A 19,343-nucleotide genomic window follows, 5' to 3' on the forward strand; every position below is an offset into this window, starting at 1 on the left:
GCCCCGCGAAAATGGCTGAGGAAGCGGATCGGACCCGCGCTCGGGTTTACGAGCGGTAAATGAGCATTCCGACCGGGCTGGCGACCCAGGGCATTTTCAACGCGGTTTGGCCGACGCGTAGCAGACTTTGAATAGGGTCTCAGACCCGCGCTGCGGTAACGGCAGCCGAGCCCCAGGTGGTGCGCCAGCGGCGCTTGACGCTGAGCAGGCCGAACCAGGCGAGCACGCCGAGGGCGGCGAACAGCCAGAGGCCCAGTTGATAGTCGCCGGTAGCCTGCTTGACCGCGCCCAGGCCGGCGGTGAGGGCGAAGCCGCCGATGCCGCCCGCCATGCCGATCAGCCCGGTCATGACGCCGATTTCCTTGCGGAAGCGCTGGGGCACCAGCTGGAACACCGCGCCGTTGCCGGCGCCCAGGCTGAGCATGGCCACCACGAACAGCGCCAGGGCCGCCATGGCGCTGGGCAGGTGGAAGCCCACGGCGGCGATGCAGATGGCCGCCACGGTATACATGCCAAGCAGCGCGCGGATCCCGCCGATGCGGTCGGCCAGGGCACCGCCCAGGGGCCGCATCAGGCTGCCGCCGAAGACGCAGGCGGCGGTGTAATAGCCGGCCACCACCGGCTCCAGGCTGTACTGGTCATGGAAGTAGCCGGGCAGGGTGCTGGCAAGGCCGAGGAAGCCGCCAAAGGTCACGCTGTAGAAGAACATGAACCACCAGCTGTCCTTGTCATTCAGCGCACGACCGTAGTCCACCAGCTTCTTGGGCGCCGGCCGTTCCGGGGCGTTGCGGGCGCAGAGCACGAAGACCACCAGGGTCAGGATCAGCGGGATCAGCGCGAAGCCGAATACGTTGGTCCAGCCAAAGGCCTTGGCCAGCGCCGGGGCGAAGAGGGCGGCGAACACCGTGCCGGAGTTGCCGGCGCCGGCGATGCCCAGGGCCTTGCCCTGGTGCTGCGGCGGATACCACTGGGAGGCCAGCGGCAGGGCGACGGCGAAGGAAGCACCGGCGAAGCCGAGGAACAGGCCCAGCACCAGGGTCTGCTCATAACTGTGCACACCGTGCTGCCAGGCCACCAGCAGCGCCAGGATCACCACCACCTGGCCGATGATGCCGGCGGTCTTGGGTGACAGCCGATCGGCGACGAAGCCCAGGATCAGACGCAGGACGGCACCGGCGAGAATGGGCGTGGCCACCATCATGCTGCGCTGCTGGGTGGTCAGCTGCAGGTCGGTGGCGATCTGCACGGCCATGGGACCGAGCACGTACCAGACCATGAAGCTCAGGTCGAAGTAGAGGAAGGCGGCGAACAGGGTCGGCGCATGGCCGGCTTTCCAGAAACTGGGACTCATGGAGGCACCTCGGGCACGTCACGGGCATGAAAAAGGCGCCAGTCACCCTTGCCCGTTGCCGGGAGGTGAACTGACGCCTTTGTCGGTTGGGTGACCGCCGTTGGCCACCCCTGCCGAGGTCTTTGCAAGAGCGAAGCCAAGTTGAGTGAGCCCAGTGTTAGCTGGGGATCGCGATATTGGTAGCGTCTGAATCGGTCAAGGCGCTGCACAAGAATTGAGCGCCGTCACGGCGGGTTGCCCCTTGTTGGCGCTTACGAAGTAGTGCGGGCCGGGTTCGGATCGCGGCCATGGGCCGCTCCTACAGGTACGGTAGCGGCCCATGGCCGCGATAGGCTGCAGGAAAAGGCCGTGGCGATCACTCGCCACGGCCTTTTCTATTGGGATGACGCTATTACTTCGCGTACTTGGTCTGCAGCGCCTTGGCTTCCTGGAGGTGGTGCTCCAGCTTCGGCAGGGTCTTCTCGGCGAAGGCCTTGAGCGCGGCGTCATCGCCGGTCTTGGCTTCGTTGCGGAAGATCTCGATGGTCTGCTCGTGGGCCACGACCTGGTTGTTGGCATAGGAGCGGTCGAAGGAGTCGTCACGCACCTGCAGGATCATGGCCTTGGCCTTGTCCATCAGCTCGGCGTCGGTGGAGACTTTCAGCTTCTTCTCCTGGGCCAGGCTCTTGAGCTGCTCGTTGGCCTTGGTGTGGTCGTCGATCATGCTCTGGGCGAAGGTCTTGATGTCCTGGGACTTGCTCTTGTCCAGGGCCAGTTTGGCCGCTTCGATCTCGGCGATGCCCTTGGCCGAGGCGTCGTCGACGAATTCGGCCGGAGACAGCTTGTCGGCGGCCTGGGCCAGGCCGGCACCGGCAGCCAGCAGGATGGCGAGGGACAGGCTGGAGGCTTTCTTCAGCATGGGCGTCATGGACGTGCTCCTGATTTTCTTGGGCAGTAAGGGAAGGGGCTCACCGCTGTGCGGTGAACGCGCCTGCAAATGGGACCTGCCCAAAAAGTCATACGTTCCCTGAAGAAAGTGCGCGAAGCCAGATCAGGCGCGGCTTACGCTTGAGCGAAACGCTTCATAGGCGTCGAAATCGAAGCGTGTTGCCGAGACGATCTGGCTCTGTTTCAGGGTCAGGTAGATGTCCTTGCCCTTGTCCGCATAGTGGGTGGTGAAGGTCACCCAGAGTTTGTCCTTGTCGCGGTAGCCGCTCATGATCGGCTTGATGCAGACGTCCTGGTCGGCGCCTTCCGTTTCGCTCGGTTCGCCCAGGGTGGTGATGCGGCCGACGTACACCTTGCGCTCCTCCAGGGTCAGCATCAGCGTCTCCTTGTTGATGGAGGCGGTCATCAGCAGATCGTCCAGCGGACTGTCCTTGAGGATGCCGGCGAGGATGAAGGTGCGGTAGTTGTCCTCGCTCAGGCCGTACTTGTGCTTGATGGTCCAGCGCGCCTGCGTGGCCCAGGCCGTGGGAATCAGCAGGGCGGTCACCGTTACCAGCAGGATCCAGGCGGCCTGCAGGGGATCTTCCAGGGTGCCGGTGCGGCGCAGCAGCTCGGCGAGACCGGCGAAGTAGTCGAGGGAAAAAGTCCGCTCACCCCAGGACCAGCTGCGCCCCTGCACGATTTGGGCGACGCCCAGGTGCAGGATCACGGCGAGCAGGGTGCAGAACAGGCCGAAGCGCGCGCTCTGCAGATAGAGGTACTGGCCCTCGTAGCGATGCAGGCGGTAGAAGTACAGCGGATGCTTGTGGCAGACGAGAAAACCGCTGACCAGGATCGGCAGGAGCAGCAGCAGGAACATCAGCGGTTGATGAGCCGCCGGGCGCGGTCCAGGTCTTCCTTGAATTCGGGGGAGTCGAAGATCTCCGCCGGATCGATGCGCAGGGTACCGCGACCGACTACGCGCATGGACTTGTAGGAGTTGTTGATGCTCGCGGCCAGCTTGAGATCGTCCGCGGAGGGCGATTTGAGCAGATTGAACAGGCCTTTCAGCATGGCGATATCCCGGGAGGTCACTAGCGGCTTATAGCTTGGAACGCCCGGACTGACAAGAATTCGCCGCGCCGCCGGTCGACGGCGCGGCGAAGACTCAGGCCGGCTCGACGCCGGATTTGCGCGCGGCCGCCTTGGGCAGCAGGCCGTCGGCGCGGAACATCTGCTTGATGCCGCGCACCGCCTGGCGGATGCGGTCCTGGTTCTCGATCAGGGCGAAGCGCACATGATCGTCGCCATAGTCACCGAAGCCCAGTCCCGGCGAGACGCAGACCTTGGCCTCCGCCAGCAGCTTCTTGGCGAATTCCAGCGAACCCAGGTGGGCATAGGGCTCGGGAATCTTGGCCCAGACGTACATCGATGCCTTGGGGTTCTCCACCATCCAGCCGGCTTCGTGCAGGCCGCGCACCAGCACGTCGCGGCGCTGCTGGTATTGCTGGGCGATGTCGCGCACGCACTGCTGGTCGCCTTCCAGGGCGGCGATGGCCGCCACCTGCAGCGGGGTGAAGGTGCCGTAGTCGTGATAGCTCTTGATCCGCGCCAGGGCGGCGACCAGCTCGGGATTGCCGACCATGAAGCCGATCCGCCAGCCGGCCATGTTGTAGCTCTTGGACAGGGTGAAGAATTCCACCGCGATGTCCTTGGCGCCGGGCACCTGCATGATGGAGGGCGCCTGCCAGCCGTCGAAGACGATGTCGGCATAGGCTAGGTCGTGCACCACCAACACGTTGTAGCGCTTGGCCAGTTCCACCACGCGCTCGAAGAAATCCAGCTCCACGCACTGGGCGGTGGGGTTGGAGGGGAAGCCGAGGATCATCATCTTCGGCTTGGGAATGCTTTCGCGGATGGCCCGCTCCAGTTCGGCGAAGAAGTCCATGCCCTGCACCAGGGGTACCGAGCGCACCTGGGCGCCGGCGATCACCGCGCCGTAGATGTGGATCGGATAACTCGGATTGGGCACCAGCACGGTGTCGCCGGCATCCAGGGTGGCCAGCATCAGGTGCGCCAGGCCTTCCTTGGAGCCGATGGTGACGATGGCTTCGCTGTCGGCATCGATCTCCACCTGGTAGCGATCGCGGTACCAGTGGGAGATGGCGCGTCTCAGGCGCGGAATGCCCTTGGAGCTGGAGTAGCCGTGGGTGTCTTCGCGCTGGGCGACCTGGCAGAGCTTCTCGACGATGTGCGGCGGAGTCGCCCCGTCGGGATTGCCCATGGACAGGTCGATGATGTCCTCACCGCGACGGCGCGCGGCCATCTTGAGTTCGGCGGTGATGTTGAAGACGTAGGGGGGCAGGCGATCGATGCGCGCAAAGCGGCGCACGGGACTGGAATCAGTCATGCGTTCCTCGAAGTACGTAAGCGCCCGGAACCGTCCGAGCGACGTGGGTCACAGGAGGTGACCTGCAGCGGACAGTAGCCGCAGGTCGCTGCGCTTGTCGAGGAAAAAATCAGCGGGGCGCCGCCGGCGAGGCGCTCCGGCGCGGATCAGAGCGCGTGACCGGCCTGCAGCGCCGCCACTTCCAGTCGCGCCTGCTGGCGCGCCTTGTCCTGGTGCTGCTGAATCATGCCGGGGATGAGGAAGGCATCGATCAGGCACCAGATCCCCAGGATGATCCAGGGAATGAAGAAGGTGACCCAGCCGAGCAGCGAGAGCACCAGCATGATGGCGGCGGTACCGGTGCGGCCGAGGTAGAAGCGATGACCGCCGAGCATGCCGAGAAAGAACCAGATCAGGTAGGCGGCGCCGGTGGATTTGCGCGCGTTGGCGACCTTTTGTTCGACCAGCATTTCGGCTTGCAATGAGCTCATGACAGACGTCCTTTTCGAGGGTGAATATCCAGGGGGCGCGGATAGTGCCACACAAAGCGGAGCCAGACCATTTCCCGTGGCAGGCTCCTGGCGCCGGTTCAGCCGAGCAATTCGCTCATGGCGATGATCTGGTCGGCCACCTGGATCAGCTTCTGCTGCTTGCTCATGGCCTGGCGGCGCATCAGGGTATAGGCCTCGTCTTCGCTGCAGCCCCGCATCTTCATCAGCAGCCCCTTGGCCTGGTCGACCTTCTTGCGCTCCAACAGCTGCTGCTCGCGGGCCTGGAGTTCGGCGCGCAGGGCCTGGTCGGTCTCGAAACGGGCGCGGGCCACATCGATGATGGCCTGTAGGCGACTGGTCTGGATGCCTTCGACGATATAGGCGCTGACGCCGGACTGGATGGCCCGGCGCATCACCGCCGGGTCGTGCTCGTCGGTGAACATGACGATGGGGCGCGGCCGGTCGCGGGTGACCAGGCAGACCTGTTCCATGACGTCGCGCCCGGGTGACTGGGTGTCGAACAGGATGACGTCCGGCCGCAGGGCCTCGATGCGCGCGGGCAGGTCGATGGTCAGGCCGGATTCCTCGATGACCTCGAAACCGGCTTCGATCAGCGCGGCCTTGAGACGGCCGACCTGCTTGGGGGTGTCGTCGATGAGCAGGATGCGCAAGGTCGTTCTCCCTAGTAGTCGCTGAGCGCGTGGATGGCGAAGCTGCGGGCATACCCGGCCGGGTCGCTGCCGTCCCAGGTGCGACCGTCGAACAGGGTGCTGCTGCGCCGGGTCGGCGGTACCGCCAGCCCCAGGTCGGTGGCGGCCTGCCGGTACAACTCGGTGCACTGCACGGCCTCGGCGATGGCCAGGTAGTCCGGCTCCTCGCGCAACAGGCCCCAGCGGCGGAACTGGGTCAGAAACCAGAGGCCATCGGAGAGATAGGGTGGATTGACCGCGCCCTGGCGATGGAAGGCCAGGGGGTGCTGGTCTTCCCAGTGGCCATCGAGGCCGTCCTCGTAGTGACCGAGAAAGCGCTGGGTGAGCAGCGCCGCGTCGGTGTCCACGTAGTCGGCGCCACTGATCAGCTGGGCGGTGCCCAGGCGATTCTCGCGACTTTCCTCGATGAAGCGACTGGCGTCGAGCAGGGTGCGGATCAGCGCCCGCGCGGTATTGGGATAGCGCTCGGCGAAGTGGCCGGTGCAGGCCAGCACCTTTTCCGGGTGGTCCGGCCAGATCGCCTGGGTGGTGGTCAGGGTGAAGCCCTGGCCGCGCGCCACGGCGGCGGCGCCCCAGGGTTCGCCGACGCAGAAGCCGTCGACCCGGCCGGCGGCCAGGTGCTCGGGCATCTGGGGTGGCGGCACCAGCGCGGTGCGCACGTCCTGCAGGGGATGGATGCCCTGGGCCGCCAGCCAGTAGTAGAGCCAGAAGATATGGGTGCCGGTGGGAAAGGTGTGCGCCAGGGTCAGCGGTCTGGCGTCTGGCTGGCGGATCCGCTCCACCAGGGAGGCCGTGTCCCGGACGCCTTCCCGGGTGAGGCTACGCGCCAGATTGAGGCTCTGACCGTTCTGCGCCAGGCTCATGAGCACTGCCATCGGCGTGGCGGGCGCGCCGCCCAGGCCGAGATGGGCGCCATAGACCAGGCCGTAGAGGCAGTGCGCGGCGTCGAGCTGGCCGTTGAGCAGGTTGTCGCGCAGCGCCGACCAGGAGGGCTGGCGGTGCAGATTGAGCGTCAGGCCATGGGGTTCGCCAAAGCCCTGGGTCGCCGCCACGATCATCGAGGCGGCATCGCTCAGGGGCAGGAAGCCCAGGTTGAGCTCCGGCTTTTCCGGGGCATCCGAACCCGCGACCCAGAGGTGCGCGGCGTGGGGGGAAGGCTGGGCAGGCATGGTGTCTCCGGCAACTGACAAACGCCAGGGCGCCTCTCTGTGCACCGCTATGGGCGTCTCGACTAGGGCCTGCACCATTATGGTGACAGACGCGGCACCATCAACGGGCGCTTTCATTGCCAGGGCGCCTGCGGGACAGCGCCTTTGCAGCGGTCCGCGGCGCGGCGAACGAGGGCGACGCCGGCTGAGGTCTGGCAGAAACGGGGCAAAACCCGCGCCAAGTCGCGGGTTGCCGGCGGTGGGACTACTTCTGCGGAATCAGCAGCAGGCGGTCGCGCCCATAGACGCGCTCCAGATTCTGCGGCTGCAGCGGCAGGCTCTGGTATTGCCCGTGGGTCCAGCCCTTGCCCGGGGTGCCGAGCTGGCTCGCCTGCAGCGGTTCGGCCAGGCCGAAGTCCACCACCAGGCGCAGCGCCGGCGCCAGCCAGACCCGGTCATTGCTGCCCCAGTGACTGGCGGTCAGGTCCAGGGTCGAGCCGTCGCCACCATAGGCGTTGCCATCCTGGCGGTGCAGGCGGCCCCATTGCCAGCTGGTGCGATCGCTACCCAGCCGGGTTTCGCAGGTGGCGACGGCCGCGGCCAGGGCGCGGGCGAAGATCGCCGGCTTGTCTTCGTGGGCGGCGGTGCTGACGTCATCCCAGTAGGGACTGTCGTCACGCGCCAGAAGATGATCGACGATGGCGTTGTAGCCGGTGTCGCTGAGGGTGGTGAAGGCCTGCCAGGCCGGACTCCTGGTGCCACCCAGCTCGTCGGCGAAGGTCTGTTCGGCCAGGGCCTGGAGAAAGGCTTCGTAGAGCGCCGCGTCACCGGAGCCGGCGGCCAGGCGGCCGTCGAAGCCCTGCAGACGCCGCAGGGCCTCTTCCGCCTGCGGGCGCTGGCCCGCCGAGAGGGCGGCGATGGCCTGGCGCAGCGGCGCGGCGAAGCCGGGGGAGTCGAGCTGGGTCTTGAGTTTGGCGGCCAGGGTGGTGGTCTGGTCCTGCTGCAGGGCCATGGCGTCGCGGCCATCGAGGCGCGCCGAGCGGCCGGCGAGTTGCGCCAGGCGCTCCTGACGCTCGGGGCCCGACCAGTTGCTGGACAGCTGCATGCCGTAGCCACGCGGTACCACGCGCTGGTTGGCGGCGCCCAGCCAGCCCTGGGCCGGATCCTGGTCATAGGGGTGCAGCATGGGATCGGCGTAGCCATCCCAGGCGTAGCGCTCGTCCCAGCCGGGCGAGGGCAGTAGACCCAGGCCGCTGCGGCGGTTGGGATAGCGCCCGGTCACCTGCCAGCCGATGTGCTCGGCATCGGCGAACACCAGATTCCAGTCGCTGGCGCGCAGGTCGCGAGCCAGTTCGAAGGCGCGCTCCACATCCTTGGCGCGGGAGAGGTCGAAAAGGGCGTCCAGGCTCTTGTCGGCTTCCAGGCGACTGCTGCGCAGGGCCAGGCCGTAGCCGTTGGCGTCCGGCGCCAGGGCCAGATTCAGCAGCGGACCGCGGGGACTGGTATAGAGCGTCTCGCGCCGCGGCTTTTCACCGCGGACGAAAAAGGTCTCCACCCGCTCGCCGGCCGGCTGCCACTGACCGCCGCTCTGCACCTGCAGGCGACCGCCCTGGCGTTGCAGGCGTTCGAGGTAGAGGTCCTGGCTGTCGCCCATCAGGGTCGCGGCGCCCCAGGCCAGCTTGCCGTTATAGCCGTCGAGCAGCAGTGGCAGACCGGGCAGGGTGGTACCCACGGCCTCGAAGCGCGGCGCCCTCAGGGTCACCAGGGTAAAGGGCGACTGGCCGACGGCACTGACCTTGTCCACCGCGAGCAGGCTGCGGCCGCTGCGGGTATGCCCCGGGGTGGCCGCCCAGGCTGTACCGGTGGGGCCGCCGAAGGGCGCCTGCTCCGCCAGTTGCCGCTGGACCTGCAGCAGGGCTTCGAGCCCTGGCAGCTGGCCGCGCAGATTCAGGCCGCGCAGCTTGGCGGTCTCCTCCTCGGGCAGGGGTTCGTCCGGGTAGGTGGGCAGGAGCCAGGCCAGGCGCTCGGGACCGACCTGGGTGGCCAGGGCCAGCGCCGCGGTTTCCTTGCGCAGGTCCACCGCCTGGGCGAAGTTGAGCAGTTCGAAGAGCAGGGCGCTGTCTTCGGCCTTCCAGTATTCGGCGCGGTAGTCGTGGCCATCCAGCTGGACCCGTTCACCAGCGCGATAGAGATAGGCGTTGACCCCCCGGGCATAGACCTCGAAGAAGGCCTTCATCCGTGGCGAGGCGTTGCCGTAGGCCACCTGGGCGGCCTTGCGCAGGTCCACCGCGCGCATGAACCTGTCGCTGTCCAGGCGGCTTTCGCCGTAGGCCTCGGCCAGCCGACCCTGGGCCAGCAGGCGCAGCTCGACCATCTGCGCCAGGCGTTCGCTGGCATGGACGTAGCCGAGGGCGAACAGGGCATCGTGGAAGGTGGTGGTCTCGATCAGCGGCTGGCCGTCGGCATTGCGGCGCACCGAGGCGGTCTGCGCCAGGCCGCGCAGCGGCAGGCTGCCCTTGAGTTGCGGCTGGCTGCGGGTCGGCTGCTCTTCGCCGAGGTACTGGCAGCCGGCGAGGGCGGTCAGCAGGCCGAGGGTAGCGAGACGCAGGGGCGCGCGCGGGCGAAACAGGAGAGGCGAGACCATGAACAGCGGACACTCCGGGCGGATGGATGCGAACGGGTGGCTACGTTAGCAGGGTCCGGCGGGGGAGCAAGCCTCGGGCGAGGGGTGGCGCCTGGGCGCTGCCGACAGGTCGTCGGCAAGGGTGCCTGGCGCGGCACCAGACCGCTCAGCGCAGCGCCATCCAGATCAGCAGCGCGGCCTGGAACAGGCAGAACACCGCCAGGCAGCCGATGGCGAAGCGCAGCGAGATGTCATCGCGGCGATAGAGGGCGATGCGGTCCTCCAGCTGGCGCAGACTGGCATCGCGCTCGTCGATCACCCGGTCGCACTGCTCCAGCAGGGTGGCACCGTCCAGCAGCGACAGCAGCTGCACCTTGTCGGCATTCCAGTCCTCGCGCAGCTGGCTGACCCGGGCGGCCCGGCAGAGCTGCTGACGCTCGTCATCCGCCGCCGTCTCGACGGTGAAGCCCTGGGCGCCGAGCACGTGGTCGCGGCGCTTGCGGCTGTCTTCGTCGAGGGCGTCGCGGCGCGCCAGGGGCAGGTCCTGCACCCGGTAGTGACTCCAGCGCAGGCGTGCCCAGGCGGCCGCCCGCGCCAGCAGGAAGCGTCCCAGGCCGCGTTCTTCCGGCTCGATCTGCAGACCGCGCTCCGGGCCGAGGCGGATTTCGCCTTGGCGATGGTCGACCCAGACCTCCAGCACGTTCACCTCGCGGTGCAGCAGCTGACCGGGAATCTGCACCGTCAGCCGCAGCAGGCTTTCCTCGTCACCATGGCGCTCGACCAGGCCGAGTTGCACGAAGCGCAGTGGGCGCGCGCCGACCCGGCGATCCGCCGGCTGCGGCATCAGCCGCAGCAGCTGAAAGCGCTCCGGCGGCAGGCTGGCCCAGGGATGGGGCTCGTTGGGTGCGGCCTCGACGGCCGGTGATGCGTGATCGGGGGTGTCCACGGACGGGCTCCAGCGGGTGCGCCGCCTGGGCGCCTTTGCTGGCTTATCGGCCGGCGCGCGAGGAACCTGAGCGCGCGACGAAGGCGGTCACGCGCTCGACCAGCGCGCGGGCCAGGGGCAGGTTGGGATTGTCGTAGCTGGGCAGTTGCGCCTGGAAGTCCGCCGGGGTGATGCGCAGCATGTGGTTCATGCCGGCAATGATGGCCAGTTCCGCATCCGGTTTGGCGCGCTGCAGGGCGCGGGCATCGTCGACCTCCACCTGGACGTCATGGGTGCCCTGGACGATCAGCGCTGGCGCGTGGATGCCGGCGAAGGCCCTGGCCGGGTCCTGGCGGAACAGCGAGATCAGATAGGGCTGGACGCTGGGGCGGAACAGCACCAGCAACTCCTTCGGCACCTCGGCCACCGGGGTGCCGCGCAGCAACTGGTCGATGATCCACTGGGCGCTGGCCAGGCCGGCCGGCGACAGCTTGCCCGCCAACTGCTCGCGCAGCACCACGTCGATGGGCCGGCCGCTGCCGGCCAGGGTCACCACCCCGGCGACCGGCACCCGGTCGGCGGCCAGACTGGCGATCAGGGCGCCTTCGCTGTGGCCGAGCAGGATCACCGCGGAAAAGCGCGGATCGGCGCGCAGCAGCCGGATCCAGCCGACCAGGTCGTCGACATAGCGCTCCACGCTGAGGCGACTCTCGTCCGGCTCGGCGCTGCGGCTCTCGGCCACGCCGCGCTTGTCGAAGCGCACGCTGGCGATCCGCTGCCGGCCCAGGGCCTCGGCCAGCCGCTGCAGGGCCGCGTTGCGCGCGCCGGGGGCGTTGCCGTTGCGATCGATGGGCCCCGAGCCGGAAACGAAGAGCACCACCGGTTGCGGCCTGTCGCTACGGGGCAGGATCAGACTGCCCTTGAGTACACCGCTGCCGGTGTCGAGCTGGAGGGGACGATAGAGCACGGGATCGGCCGCCGTGGCGAGGGCGGGCAGGGCGAGGCACAGCAGCAGGGAGAACAGCAGACGCATGGCGGGAAGGGCACCGGAGAGCTGGGGTGTGGGGGCCTATCCCGCACACAATCCGTGTAAAAGACCACGGCGCGTGTAAAATCGCCCATTCCCAATTTGAATCCATACCTTTCACCCGTAGCGCGGAGCCCTCGCATGTCCGGCAATACCCTCGGCACGCTGTTTACCGTCACCACCGCCGGCGAAAGCCATGGCCCGGCGCTGGTCGCCATCGTCGACGGTTGCCCACCCGGACTGCCCCTGGACCTCGCCGACCTGCAGCGCGACCTGGATCGGCGCAAGCCCGGTACCAGCCGCCACACCACCCAGCGCCAGGAAGCGGACGAGGTGGAGATCCTTTCCGGGGTCTTCGAGGGCGTCACCACCGGTACCCCCATCGGCCTGCTGATCCGCAACACCGACCAGAAGTCCAAGGATTACTCGGCGATCAAGGACCTGTTCCGCCCGGCCCATGCCGACTACGCCTACCACCACAAGTACGGCCTGCGCGACTACCGTGGCGGCGGTCGCAGCTCGGCGCGGGAGACCGCCATGCGCGTGGCGGCGGGTGCCATCGCCAAGAAGTACCTGGCCACCCAGGGCATCCGGGTGCGCGGCTACATGAGCCAGCTGGGTCCCATCGAGATCCCCTTCAAGACCTGGGACAGCGTGGAAGAGAACGCCTTCTTCAGCCCCGATCCGGACCGAGTGCCGGAGCTGGAGGCCTACATGGACCAGCTGCGCCGCGATCAGGATTCTGTGGGTGCGCGCATCACCGTGGTCGCCGACGGCGTGCCGCCGGGGCTGGGCGAGCCGATCTTCGATCGCCTCGACGCCGAGCTGGCCTATGCGCTGATGAGCGTCAACGCGGTGAAGGGCGTCGAGATCGGCGCCGGTTTCGCCAGCGTCGCCCAGCGCGGCACCGAGCACCGGGACGAGCTGACCCCGGAAGGCTTCCTGTCCAACAACGCCGGTGGCGTACTCGGCGGCATCTCCTCCGGCCAGCCCATCGTCGCCCACCTGGCGCTGAAGGCCACCTCCAGCATCACCACCCCGGGGCGTTCCATCGACGTCCACGGCCAACCGGTGGATATCATCACCAAGGGTCGCCACGATCCCTGCGTGGGCATCCGCGCCACGCCCATCGCCGAGGCGATGATGGCCCTGGTGCTGATGGATCACCTCTTGCGTCACCGCGCCCAGAACGCCGAGGTGCGGGTGGGCACGCCCGTCCTACCGCAACTCTGATCAGCGGACGGACGATGCCGGTTCCCTATTGGCGGCTGTCGGGCTTCTATTTCGCCTACTTCGCGCTGCTGGGGGCCACGGCGCCCTACCTGGGGCTGTACTTCCACCACCTGGGCTTTTCCGGCACCGCCATCGGCCAGCTGGTGGCCATCCCCATGCTGATGCGGGTGCTGGCGCCCAATCTCTGGGGCTGGCTGGCCGATCGCACCGGCCGCCGGCTGAGCATCGTCCGCCTGGGCGCCGCCTGCACCCTGCTGTGCTTTTCCGGCATCTACCTGGGCCAGGGCTTCGCCTGGCTGGCGCTGATCATGGCCGGACATGCCTTCTTCTGGCATGCGGTGCTGCCGCAGTTCGAAGCCATCACCCTGGCCCACCTGCGCGACCAGCCACAGCGCTATGGGCGTATCCGCCTCTGGGGCTCCATCGGCTTCATCGCCGCGGTGGCGGGACTCGGCTGGGCCTTCGAATACGTCAGTCTGGATCTCTACCCGGCCTATCTGCTGCTGGTGATGGCGATCATCCTGCTCGCCTCGCTGGCGGTGCCGGGGGTCAAGGTCGATCCGGGCCAGCGCCCCGAGGCGCCGGCCGAGCCCTTCCTGACCACCCTGCGCCAGCCACGGGTGCTGGCCTTCTTCCTCGCCGCGGCGCTGATGCAGCTGTCCCACGGTCCTTATTACACGGTCTTCACCCTGCACCTGGAAGACCTCGGCTATGGCCGCGGCGTCATCGGCCAGCTCTGGTCGCTGGGGGTGGTCGCCGAGGTGCTGATCTTCCTGGTGATGCCGCAGCTGCTGGCGCGGCTGGCGCTCAACACCCTGCTGGTAGCCGCCTTTCTCATCGCCGCCGGGCGCTGGTTGCTGCTGGGCGCCCTGGCCGATCACCTGGCGGTGCTGCTGTTCGCCCAGTTGCTGCATGCGGCCACCTTCGGCTGCTTCCATGCCGCCGCCATCCAGTTCGTCCAGTCCCATTTCGACCGCCGCCGCCAGGGCCAGGCCCAGTCGCTCTATGCCGCCCTGTCCGGGGCTGGCGGGGCGCTCGGCGCGCTGTATGCTGGCTATGCCTGGCAGGTGTCCGGTGCCCTTGCCGCCTTTGCCGGCGCCTCCCTGGCGGCGCTGGCGGGGGCCTTCCTCATCCTCTTGTCCGTTAGGTCCAGTACGAAAAGTGCCTGCGCTCGGTGATGCTTCGTTGAAAAACACTTCGGAATGCTCATTTACCTCTCGTAAACTCCGCTTCCTCAGCGTTTTTCGCCTCGCCTGACCGTCGCTCGGCGACTTTTCGTACAGAACCAAGGAGAACCCTCCATGATCCAGCAGCGTGAGCAACTGGCCCGGGAAATCATCGATGCCGGTCGCTTCCTCTATGGCCGCGGCTGGTCGCCGGCCACCAGCAGCAACTATTCGGTGCGGCTGTCCGACAGCCGCCTGTTGCTGACCGTGTCCGGCAAGCACAAGGGCCAGCTGGAGCTGGACGACATCCTCGCCACCGATCTCGATGGCACGCCGCTGGAGGCCAAGAAGCCGTCCGCGGAAACCGCGCTGCACACCCAGCTCTATCGCTGGCAGCCGGAGATCGGTGCCGTGCTGCACACCCATTCGGTGAACTCGACGGTGCTCTCGCGCCAGCTCGAGGGGGATCGCCTGCTGCTGGACGGCTACGAGCTGCAGAAGGCGCTGCACGGCGTCACCACCCACGAGGTGCGGGTGGAAATCCCGGTGTTCGACAACGACCAGGACATCCCGCGCCTGGCCGACAAGGTGCAGACCTGGCTGGACGTGCATCCCGACTGCGTGGGGTACCTGATCCGCGGACACGGCCTCTATACTTGGGGCCCGCGCATGGCCGATGCCCTGCGCCACGTGGAAGCCTTCGAATTCCTCTTCGAATGCGAACTCAAGACCCGGAGCCTGCGTCCATGAGCCGACTGACCGTCTACCACGATGCCGAACCGCGCCAGCCGCTGAAGGTGATCAGCGATGGCGAGCACATCGCCGCCACCCTGGCCGAGGTCGGGGTGCGTTTCGAGCGCTGGCAGGCCACCGCCCCGGTGGCACCCGGCGCCAGCCAGGATGAGGTGATCGCCGCCTATCGGCCGGAGATCGATCGCCTCATCCAGGAGCGCGGCTACCAGACCGTCGACGTCATCAGCATGCATCCCGAGCATCCGCAGAAGGAGGCGCTGCGCGCCAAGTTCCTCGAAGAGCACCGGCACAACGAGGACGAGGTGCGCTTCTTCGTCGCCGGGCAGGGGCTCTTCACCCTGCACATCGACGATCACGTCTACGCCGTGCTTTGCGAGAAGGACGACCTCATCTCGGTGCCGGCCGGCACCCCGCACTGGTTCGACATGAGCGAGTCGCCGTCCTTTGTCGCCATTCGCCTGTTCGACAATCCCGACGGCTGGGTGGCCCACTTCACGGGCGTCGACATCGCCCAGCGCTTCCCGCGCCTGGAGGTCGAGGCGTGACGATCAAGGCCATCCTCACCGATATCGAAGGCACCACCAGCGCCGTCAGCTTCGTCTTCGACGTGCTCTTTCCCTATGCCCGCGAGCACCTCCCGGCGCTGGTGCGCGCCCAGGCCGGGGAGCCGGCGGTGGCCGAGCAGCTCGATGCCGTGCGCGCCGAAGCCGGCGAGCTGGACGCCGACGTGGAGCGGGTGATCGCCATCCTCCTGGAATGGATCGCCACCGACCGCAAGGCCACCCCGCTCAAGGCCCTGCAGGGGCAGGTGTGGGAGCAGGGCTATCGCGCCGGCACCCTCAAGGGGCACGTCTATCCCGACGCGGTCCAGGCGCTGCGCCAGTGGCACGCGGCCGGGCTGCCGCTGTACGTCTATTCCTCGGGCTCGATACAGGCGCAGAAGCTGATCTTCGGCTGCTCGGAGCACGGCGACCTTACCCCTTTGTTTTCCGGGTATTTCGATACCCTGACCGGCGGCAAGCGCGACGCCGCGTCCTATGCGCGCATCGCCTCGGCCACCACCCACGAGCCGGCGGACCTGCTGTTTCTCTCCGACGTGGTGGAAGAGCTGGATGCCGCGCGCCAGGCGGGTCTGCCGACCTGTGGCCTGGTGCGTGCCGGTGGCCAGCTCGGCGATCATCCGTGCGTGGCGTCCTTCGCTGACATCGATCTCGCGGCCTTCAGCTGAAGCCCTCGGCCGGCGCCGCTGCCAAGCGAGCCGGCCGAACTCGACGCCGCTCTTGCCAGTCCCAATTGACGAGACCTGTGTCCTCGCAACGGGAGTCGCGACATGATCAATTCCACCATTGGCGGTGTACTGGGCTTCATCGTCTTCCTGCTCGACATCTGGGCCATCGTCAACGTCATCCGCAGTGACAGCACCAGCAACGCCAAGATCGGCTGGACCGTGCTCATCATCGTGCTGCCGGTGATCGGCCTGATCGCCTGGGCGGCCGCCGGCCCGCGCGGCAATCGCTCGGCCACCGCGCCCACCCACAAGGGTTAGCCAGCACAACACTGGAGCCTGTCACATCCAGCTCTTACAATGCCCGGCTTTTGGCCGGGCATTGCTCGTCTCGGCCTGCCACCTGCGGAGATCGACATGAGCGACTACCTGGAAACCCTCTACGACGGCTATGGCCAGCGCTTCACCGTCGAGCGCATGCTGCACGAGGTGCGCACCGAGCATCAGCACCTGGTGATCTTCCAGAACGCCGTGCTGGGCAAGGTCATGGCCCTGGATGGCGTGATCCAGACCACCGAGGCCGACGAATTCATCTATCACGAGATGCTCACCCATGTGCCCCTGCTGGCCCATCCGGCGCCCAAGCGGGTGCTCATCATCGGCGGCGGCGACGGCGGCATCCTGCGCGAAGTGGCCAAGCACCAGGGGGTCGAGCACATCACCATGGTCGAGATCGACGGTTCGGTGGTGGAGATGTGCAAGGAGCATTTCCCCGGCCATTCCGCGGGTGCCTTCGAGGATCCGCGGCTGAATCTGGTGATCGACGACGGCATGAACTTCGTCGCCAACACCACCGAGCGCTACGACGTCATCATCTCCGACTCGACCGATCCCATCGGCCCGGCCGAGGTGCTGTTCTCGGAGAACTTCTACCAGGCCTGCCATCGCTGCCTGAACGAGGGTGGCGTGATGGTGGCCCAGAACGGTACCCCCTTCCTGCAACTGGACGAGGTCAGGACCACCGCCGGCCGGATGTCCGGGCTGTTCGCCGACTGGCACTTTTATCTGTCAGCGGTGCCTACCTACATAGGGGGCGTCATGACCCTCGCCTGGGGCAGCAAGGACGTGACCTGGCGTCGGCAAGATGCCGAAACCCTGGCGCAGCGCTACAGTGATACAGGCATCCAGACCCGTTACTACACCCCGGAGCTGCATGCTGCTGCCTTTGCTCTACCTCGATACGTGCTGGAGGCCATCGGCAAGGCGTAAGCCCTGGCGGTCGCGGCACCGTTCGAGTTTTCAGCCGCGACTCGCCGGACGTCGATAGCGACGCTTCGGCGAGAAGATCATCCGAACCAGAGGAGGGTTGTCCTATGTCCTTGTCGTTTGCCGATGATGTGAGCTTGAACCTGCTGCAGCGGATGAAGGAGGGCGGCTTCGATTTCGCCCGCTTCCATCCAATCGACTTCTTCGCCATCTTCGCCGATGAAGGCAAGGCCCGCATCGCTGCGGACCAGTTTCACGGCGAGTCCCTCAATGCCCAGGTGATGCCGCACGAAGAGGGGGGTTGGCATCTGCAGGTCAGCAAGGTGATGTTCGCTACCCACGCCACCATCGACGATTTCGAGAGCGATCTGGAAGCGGTGGTGGTGCCCCTGGGCGGCCAGCTCGACGGCTGGGGTGTGACCCAGGAAGTCAGCCGCAGCTCTGCCTGATCCAAGCCCTGCCGAGGCGGCATCCCGCCGGGGATGCCCGTCTCACCCTCTGAAATCACCCCGCCGCTCAATCATCGCACTTTCCGCCCGCCGCACCGTCTTAGGCTCATGACGGAAACGTTGCGGTGCATGCGCACGCTTACGTGCCTGGCTTTGGTGCACCGCGCGACCCGATGCCGCGCAAGAGCTTGATCTACAAGCCTCTTGCGCTGGCACGCGGCTTGCGAAGCTGCACCGTGGGTGACAAGGAGATCGGCATGAGCCGCCAACTGTATAACGAGATGTATGACGTCCAGGCGCAATGCCGACCGCACTATGGTCGCTATGCGCAATGGCTGAGCGAGACACCCCCGGAACTCCTGGCCCAGCGGCGGCGTGAAGCCGACCTGCTGTTTCATCGCGCCGGTATCACCTTCACCCTCTATGGCGACGAGCAGGGCACGGAGCGCCTGATTCCCTTCGATGCGCTACCGCGTGCCATTCCCGCCAGCGAATGGCAGATCATCGAGCGCGGCTGCATCCAGCGCGTCCAGGCGCTGAATCTCTTTCTCCACGACCTCTATCACGACCAGCGCATCATCAAGGCCGGGGTCATTCCCGCCGAGCAGGTGCTGGCCAACGACCAGTACCAGCTGGCGATGCAGGGGCTGGACCTGCCCAACGGCATCTATGCCCATATCGCCGGGGTCGACTTGGTGCGCGATGGCGACGGTGCCTACTACGTGCTGGAAGACAACCTGCGCACCCCCAGCGGGGTGTCCTACATGCTCGAGAACCGCAAGATGATGATGCGGCTGTTTCCCGAGCTGTTCACCCTGGAGCGCATCGCGCCCATCGACCACTATCCGAATCTGCTGCTCGACACCCTGCGCAGTTCCACCCCGGTCAACAACCCCACGGTGGCGGTGCTCAGTCCGGGGCGCTTCAACAGCGCCTACTTCGAGCACGCCTTCCTGGCCCGGGAGATGGGCGTGGAGCTGGTGGAGGGCGCCGATCTGCTGGTACGCGACGAACAGGTGTTCATGCGCACCACCTCGGGCTTCCAGAAGGTCGACGTCATCTATCGCCGCCTCGACGACGCCTTCCTCGATCCCCTGGCCTTCAATCCGGATTCCCTGCTCGGCGTGCCCGGCCTGCTGGCGGCCTATCGCGCCGGCAACGTCATCCTGGCCAATGCCATCGGCACCGGGGTGGCCGACGACAAGTCGATCTATCCCTATGTCCCGGAGATGATCCGCTTCTATCTCAGCGAAGAGCCGATCCTCTACAACGTGCCCACCTGGCAGTGTCGCAAGCCGGACGAACTGTCCCATGTGCTGGCCAATCTGCCCGAGCTGGTGGTCAAGGAAGTCCATGGCTCCGGCGGCTACGGCATGCTGGTCGGCCCCACCGCCAGCAGCATGGAGATCGAAGCCTTCCGCGCCCGGCTCAAGGCCAATCCCAGCGCCTACATCGCCCAGCCGACCCTGTCGCTATCCACCTGCCCGACCTTCGTCGAGAACGGCATCGCGCCGCGGCACATCGACCTGCGGCCCTTCGTGCTGTCCGGGCGCAAGACGCGCCTGGTGCCTGGTGGCCTGACCCGGGTCGCCCTGCGCGAAGGCTCGCTGGTGGTGAATTCCTCCCAGGGCGGCGGCACCAAGGACACCTGGGTGGTGCAGGACTAGATCGCCACAGAACA

At 67.0% G+C, this 19,343-nt stretch carries 20 protein-coding genes; 9 read left to right on the plus strand and 11 right to left on the minus strand.

Going from position 1 to position 19,343, the window contains the following annotated elements:
- Nucleotides 1-139: 139 nt before the first annotated feature.
- From PSEK12I1_RS0113395 to PSEK12I1_RS0113445, 11 genes are all read right to left on the minus strand, one after another.
- Nucleotides 140-1,351 (minus strand): MFS transporter, encoded by a 1,212-nt coding sequence (locus tag PSEK12I1_RS0113395; protein WP_027599894.1) that lies wholly within the window; start codon nt 1,349-1,351, stop codon nt 140-142.
- Between the two features lie 391 nt (nt 1,352-1,742).
- Nucleotides 1,743-2,258: a DUF4142 domain-containing protein gene (locus tag PSEK12I1_RS0113400; protein ID WP_027599893.1), complete on the minus strand. Its 516-nt coding sequence runs from the start codon at nt 2,256-2,258 to the stop codon at nt 1,743-1,745.
- A gap of 123 nt (nt 2,259-2,381) precedes the next feature.
- Complete coding sequence (locus tag PSEK12I1_RS0113405) at nt 2,382-3,137, minus strand: hypothetical protein (protein WP_027601858.1); 756 nt, start codon at nt 3,135-3,137, stop codon at nt 2,382-2,384.
- A complete protein-coding gene (locus PSEK12I1_RS0113410) occupies nt 3,137-3,331 on the minus strand; it encodes a hypothetical protein (RefSeq protein WP_007159025.1) in 195 nt (64 codons plus the stop codon). The genes PSEK12I1_RS0113405 and PSEK12I1_RS0113410 overlap by 1 nt, the downstream gene beginning before the upstream one ends.
- Before the next feature lie 94 nt (nt 3,332-3,425).
- On the minus strand, nt 3,426-4,667 hold the full coding sequence (gene alaC / locus PSEK12I1_RS0113415) for an alanine transaminase (protein WP_007159024.1): 1,242 nt from the start codon (nt 4,665-4,667) through the stop codon (nt 3,426-3,428).
- Nucleotides 4,668-4,813: 146 nt separating this feature from the next.
- On the minus strand, nt 4,814-5,137 hold the full coding sequence (locus tag PSEK12I1_RS0113420; protein WP_037006984.1) for a TM2 domain-containing protein: 324 nt from the start codon (nt 5,135-5,137) through the stop codon (nt 4,814-4,816).
- Nucleotides 5,138-5,235: 98 nt separating this feature from the next.
- Nucleotides 5,236-5,808 (minus strand): ANTAR domain-containing response regulator, encoded by a 573-nt coding sequence (locus tag PSEK12I1_RS0113425; protein WP_027599890.1) that lies wholly within the window; start codon nt 5,806-5,808, stop codon nt 5,236-5,238.
- An 11-nt stretch (nt 5,809-5,819) separates the two neighbouring features.
- The gene (locus tag PSEK12I1_RS0113430; protein WP_027601860.1) at nt 5,820-7,016 is read right to left on the minus strand and encodes a CmpA/NrtA family ABC transporter substrate-binding protein; all 1,197 of its coding nucleotides are present in this window, start codon (nt 7,014-7,016) and stop codon (nt 5,820-5,822) included.
- Nucleotides 7,017-7,260: 244 nt separating this feature from the next.
- Nucleotides 7,261-9,639, minus strand: coding sequence for a penicillin acylase family protein (locus tag PSEK12I1_RS0113435; protein ID WP_027601861.1), 2,379 nt, complete (start codon nt 9,637-9,639; stop codon nt 7,261-7,263).
- Between the two features lie 145 nt (nt 9,640-9,784).
- Entirely contained in the window at nt 9,785-10,564 is a 780-nt protein-coding gene (locus PSEK12I1_RS0113440) for a hypothetical protein (RefSeq protein ID WP_007159020.1), read from the minus strand.
- 43 nt (nt 10,565-10,607) lie between these two features.
- Nucleotides 10,608-11,576: an alpha/beta hydrolase gene (locus PSEK12I1_RS0113445; RefSeq protein WP_027601862.1), complete on the minus strand. Its 969-nt coding sequence runs from the start codon at nt 11,574-11,576 to the stop codon at nt 10,608-10,610.
- Between the two features lie 135 nt (nt 11,577-11,711).
- On the opposite strand from PSEK12I1_RS0113445, the gene aroC reads away from it, so the two are divergent.
- From aroC to PSEK12I1_RS0113490, 9 genes are all read left to right on the plus strand, one after another.
- Entirely contained in the window at nt 11,712-12,803 is a 1,092-nt protein-coding gene (gene aroC / locus PSEK12I1_RS0113450; RefSeq protein ID WP_027599885.1) for a chorismate synthase, read from the plus strand.
- Between the two features lie 14 nt (nt 12,804-12,817).
- Nucleotides 12,818-13,981, plus strand: coding sequence for an MFS transporter (locus PSEK12I1_RS0113455; RefSeq protein ID WP_027599884.1), 1,164 nt, complete (start codon nt 12,818-12,820; stop codon nt 13,979-13,981).
- A 123-nt stretch (nt 13,982-14,104) separates the two neighbouring features.
- Entirely contained in the window at nt 14,105-14,719 is a 615-nt protein-coding gene (locus tag PSEK12I1_RS0113460; RefSeq protein WP_027601863.1) for a methylthioribulose 1-phosphate dehydratase, read from the plus strand.
- The gene (locus tag PSEK12I1_RS0113465; protein WP_007159014.1) at nt 14,716-15,267 is read left to right on the plus strand and encodes an acireductone dioxygenase; all 552 of its coding nucleotides are present in this window, start codon (nt 14,716-14,718) and stop codon (nt 15,265-15,267) included. Before PSEK12I1_RS0113460 ends, PSEK12I1_RS0113465 begins: the two co-directional genes overlap by 4 nt.
- Nucleotides 15,264-15,950, plus strand: a complete 687-nt coding sequence (gene mtnC / locus PSEK12I1_RS0113470; protein ID WP_027601864.1) for an acireductone synthase — start codon at nt 15,264-15,266, stop codon at nt 15,948-15,950. The genes PSEK12I1_RS0113465 and mtnC overlap by 4 nt, the downstream gene beginning before the upstream one ends.
- A gap of 105 nt (nt 15,951-16,055) precedes the next feature.
- Complete coding sequence (locus tag PSEK12I1_RS0113475; RefSeq protein WP_026083979.1) at nt 16,056-16,268, plus strand: PLDc N-terminal domain-containing protein; 213 nt, start codon at nt 16,056-16,058, stop codon at nt 16,266-16,268.
- A gap of 96 nt (nt 16,269-16,364) precedes the next feature.
- Nucleotides 16,365-17,216 carry a polyamine aminopropyltransferase gene (gene speE, locus PSEK12I1_RS0113480; protein WP_027601865.1) on the plus strand — a complete coding sequence of 284 codons (852 nt, stop codon included), beginning with the start codon at nt 16,365-16,367 and terminating at the stop codon, nt 17,214-17,216.
- A gap of 104 nt (nt 17,217-17,320) precedes the next feature.
- Nucleotides 17,321-17,662 (plus strand): ribonuclease E inhibitor RraB, encoded by a 342-nt coding sequence (locus tag PSEK12I1_RS0113485; protein WP_007159010.1) that lies wholly within the window; start codon nt 17,321-17,323, stop codon nt 17,660-17,662.
- 257 nt (nt 17,663-17,919) lie between these two features.
- Nucleotides 17,920-19,329, plus strand: coding sequence for a circularly permuted type 2 ATP-grasp protein (locus PSEK12I1_RS0113490; protein WP_027601866.1), 1,410 nt, complete (start codon nt 17,920-17,922; stop codon nt 19,327-19,329).
- Nucleotides 19,330-19,343: the final 14 nt, after the last annotated feature.

Origin of the sequence: Pseudomonas sp. MOIL14HWK12:I1, from assembly GCF_000510705.1 — a bacterium.
GTDB lineage: Bacteria > Pseudomonadota > Gammaproteobacteria > Pseudomonadales > Pseudomonadaceae > Chryseomonas > Chryseomonas oryzihabitans.

Excerpts from the sequence above, each read along its gene's own strand:
- aroC (WP_027599885.1), top strand. The coding sequence starts at position 11,712 with ATGTCCGGCAATACCCTCGGCACGCTGTTTACCGTCACCACCGCCGGC.
- alaC (WP_007159024.1), bottom strand. The coding sequence starts at position 4,667 with ATGACTGATTCCAGTCCCGTGCGCCGCTTTGCGCGCATCGATCGCCTG.
- PSEK12I1_RS0113445 (WP_027601862.1), bottom strand. The coding sequence starts at position 11,576 with ATGCGTCTGCTGTTCTCCCTGCTGCTGTGCCTCGCCCTGCCCGCCCTC.
- PSEK12I1_RS0113410 (WP_007159025.1), bottom strand. The coding sequence starts at position 3,331 with ATGCTGAAAGGCCTGTTCAATCTGCTCAAATCGCCCTCCGCGGACGAT.
- PSEK12I1_RS0113460 (WP_027601863.1), top strand. The coding sequence starts at position 14,105 with ATGATCCAGCAGCGTGAGCAACTGGCCCGGGAAATCATCGATGCCGGT.
- PSEK12I1_RS0113400 (WP_027599893.1), bottom strand. The coding sequence starts at position 2,258 with ATGACGCCCATGCTGAAGAAAGCCTCCAGCCTGTCCCTCGCCATCCTG.
- PSEK12I1_RS0113420 (WP_037006984.1), bottom strand. The coding sequence starts at position 5,137 with ATGAGCTCATTGCAAGCCGAAATGCTGGTCGAACAAAAGGTCGCCAAC.
- PSEK12I1_RS0113405 (WP_027601858.1), bottom strand. The coding sequence starts at position 3,137 with ATGTTCCTGCTGCTGCTCCTGCCGATCCTGGTCAGCGGTTTTCTCGTC.
- PSEK12I1_RS0113490 (WP_027601866.1), top strand. The coding sequence starts at position 17,920 with ATGAGCCGCCAACTGTATAACGAGATGTATGACGTCCAGGCGCAATGC.
- PSEK12I1_RS0113455 (WP_027599884.1), top strand. The coding sequence starts at position 12,818 with ATGCCGGTTCCCTATTGGCGGCTGTCGGGCTTCTATTTCGCCTACTTC.
- PSEK12I1_RS0113395 (WP_027599894.1), bottom strand. The coding sequence starts at position 1,351 with ATGAGTCCCAGTTTCTGGAAAGCCGGCCATGCGCCGACCCTGTTCGCC.
- PSEK12I1_RS0113430 (WP_027601860.1), bottom strand. The coding sequence starts at position 7,016 with ATGCCTGCCCAGCCTTCCCCCCACGCCGCGCACCTCTGGGTCGCGGGT.
- PSEK12I1_RS0113485 (WP_007159010.1), top strand. The coding sequence starts at position 17,321 with ATGTCCTTGTCGTTTGCCGATGATGTGAGCTTGAACCTGCTGCAGCGG.
- PSEK12I1_RS0113465 (WP_007159014.1), top strand. The coding sequence starts at position 14,716 with ATGAGCCGACTGACCGTCTACCACGATGCCGAACCGCGCCAGCCGCTG.
- PSEK12I1_RS0113435 (WP_027601861.1), bottom strand. The coding sequence starts at position 9,639 with ATGGTCTCGCCTCTCCTGTTTCGCCCGCGCGCGCCCCTGCGTCTCGCT.
- speE (WP_027601865.1), top strand. The coding sequence starts at position 16,365 with ATGAGCGACTACCTGGAAACCCTCTACGACGGCTATGGCCAGCGCTTC.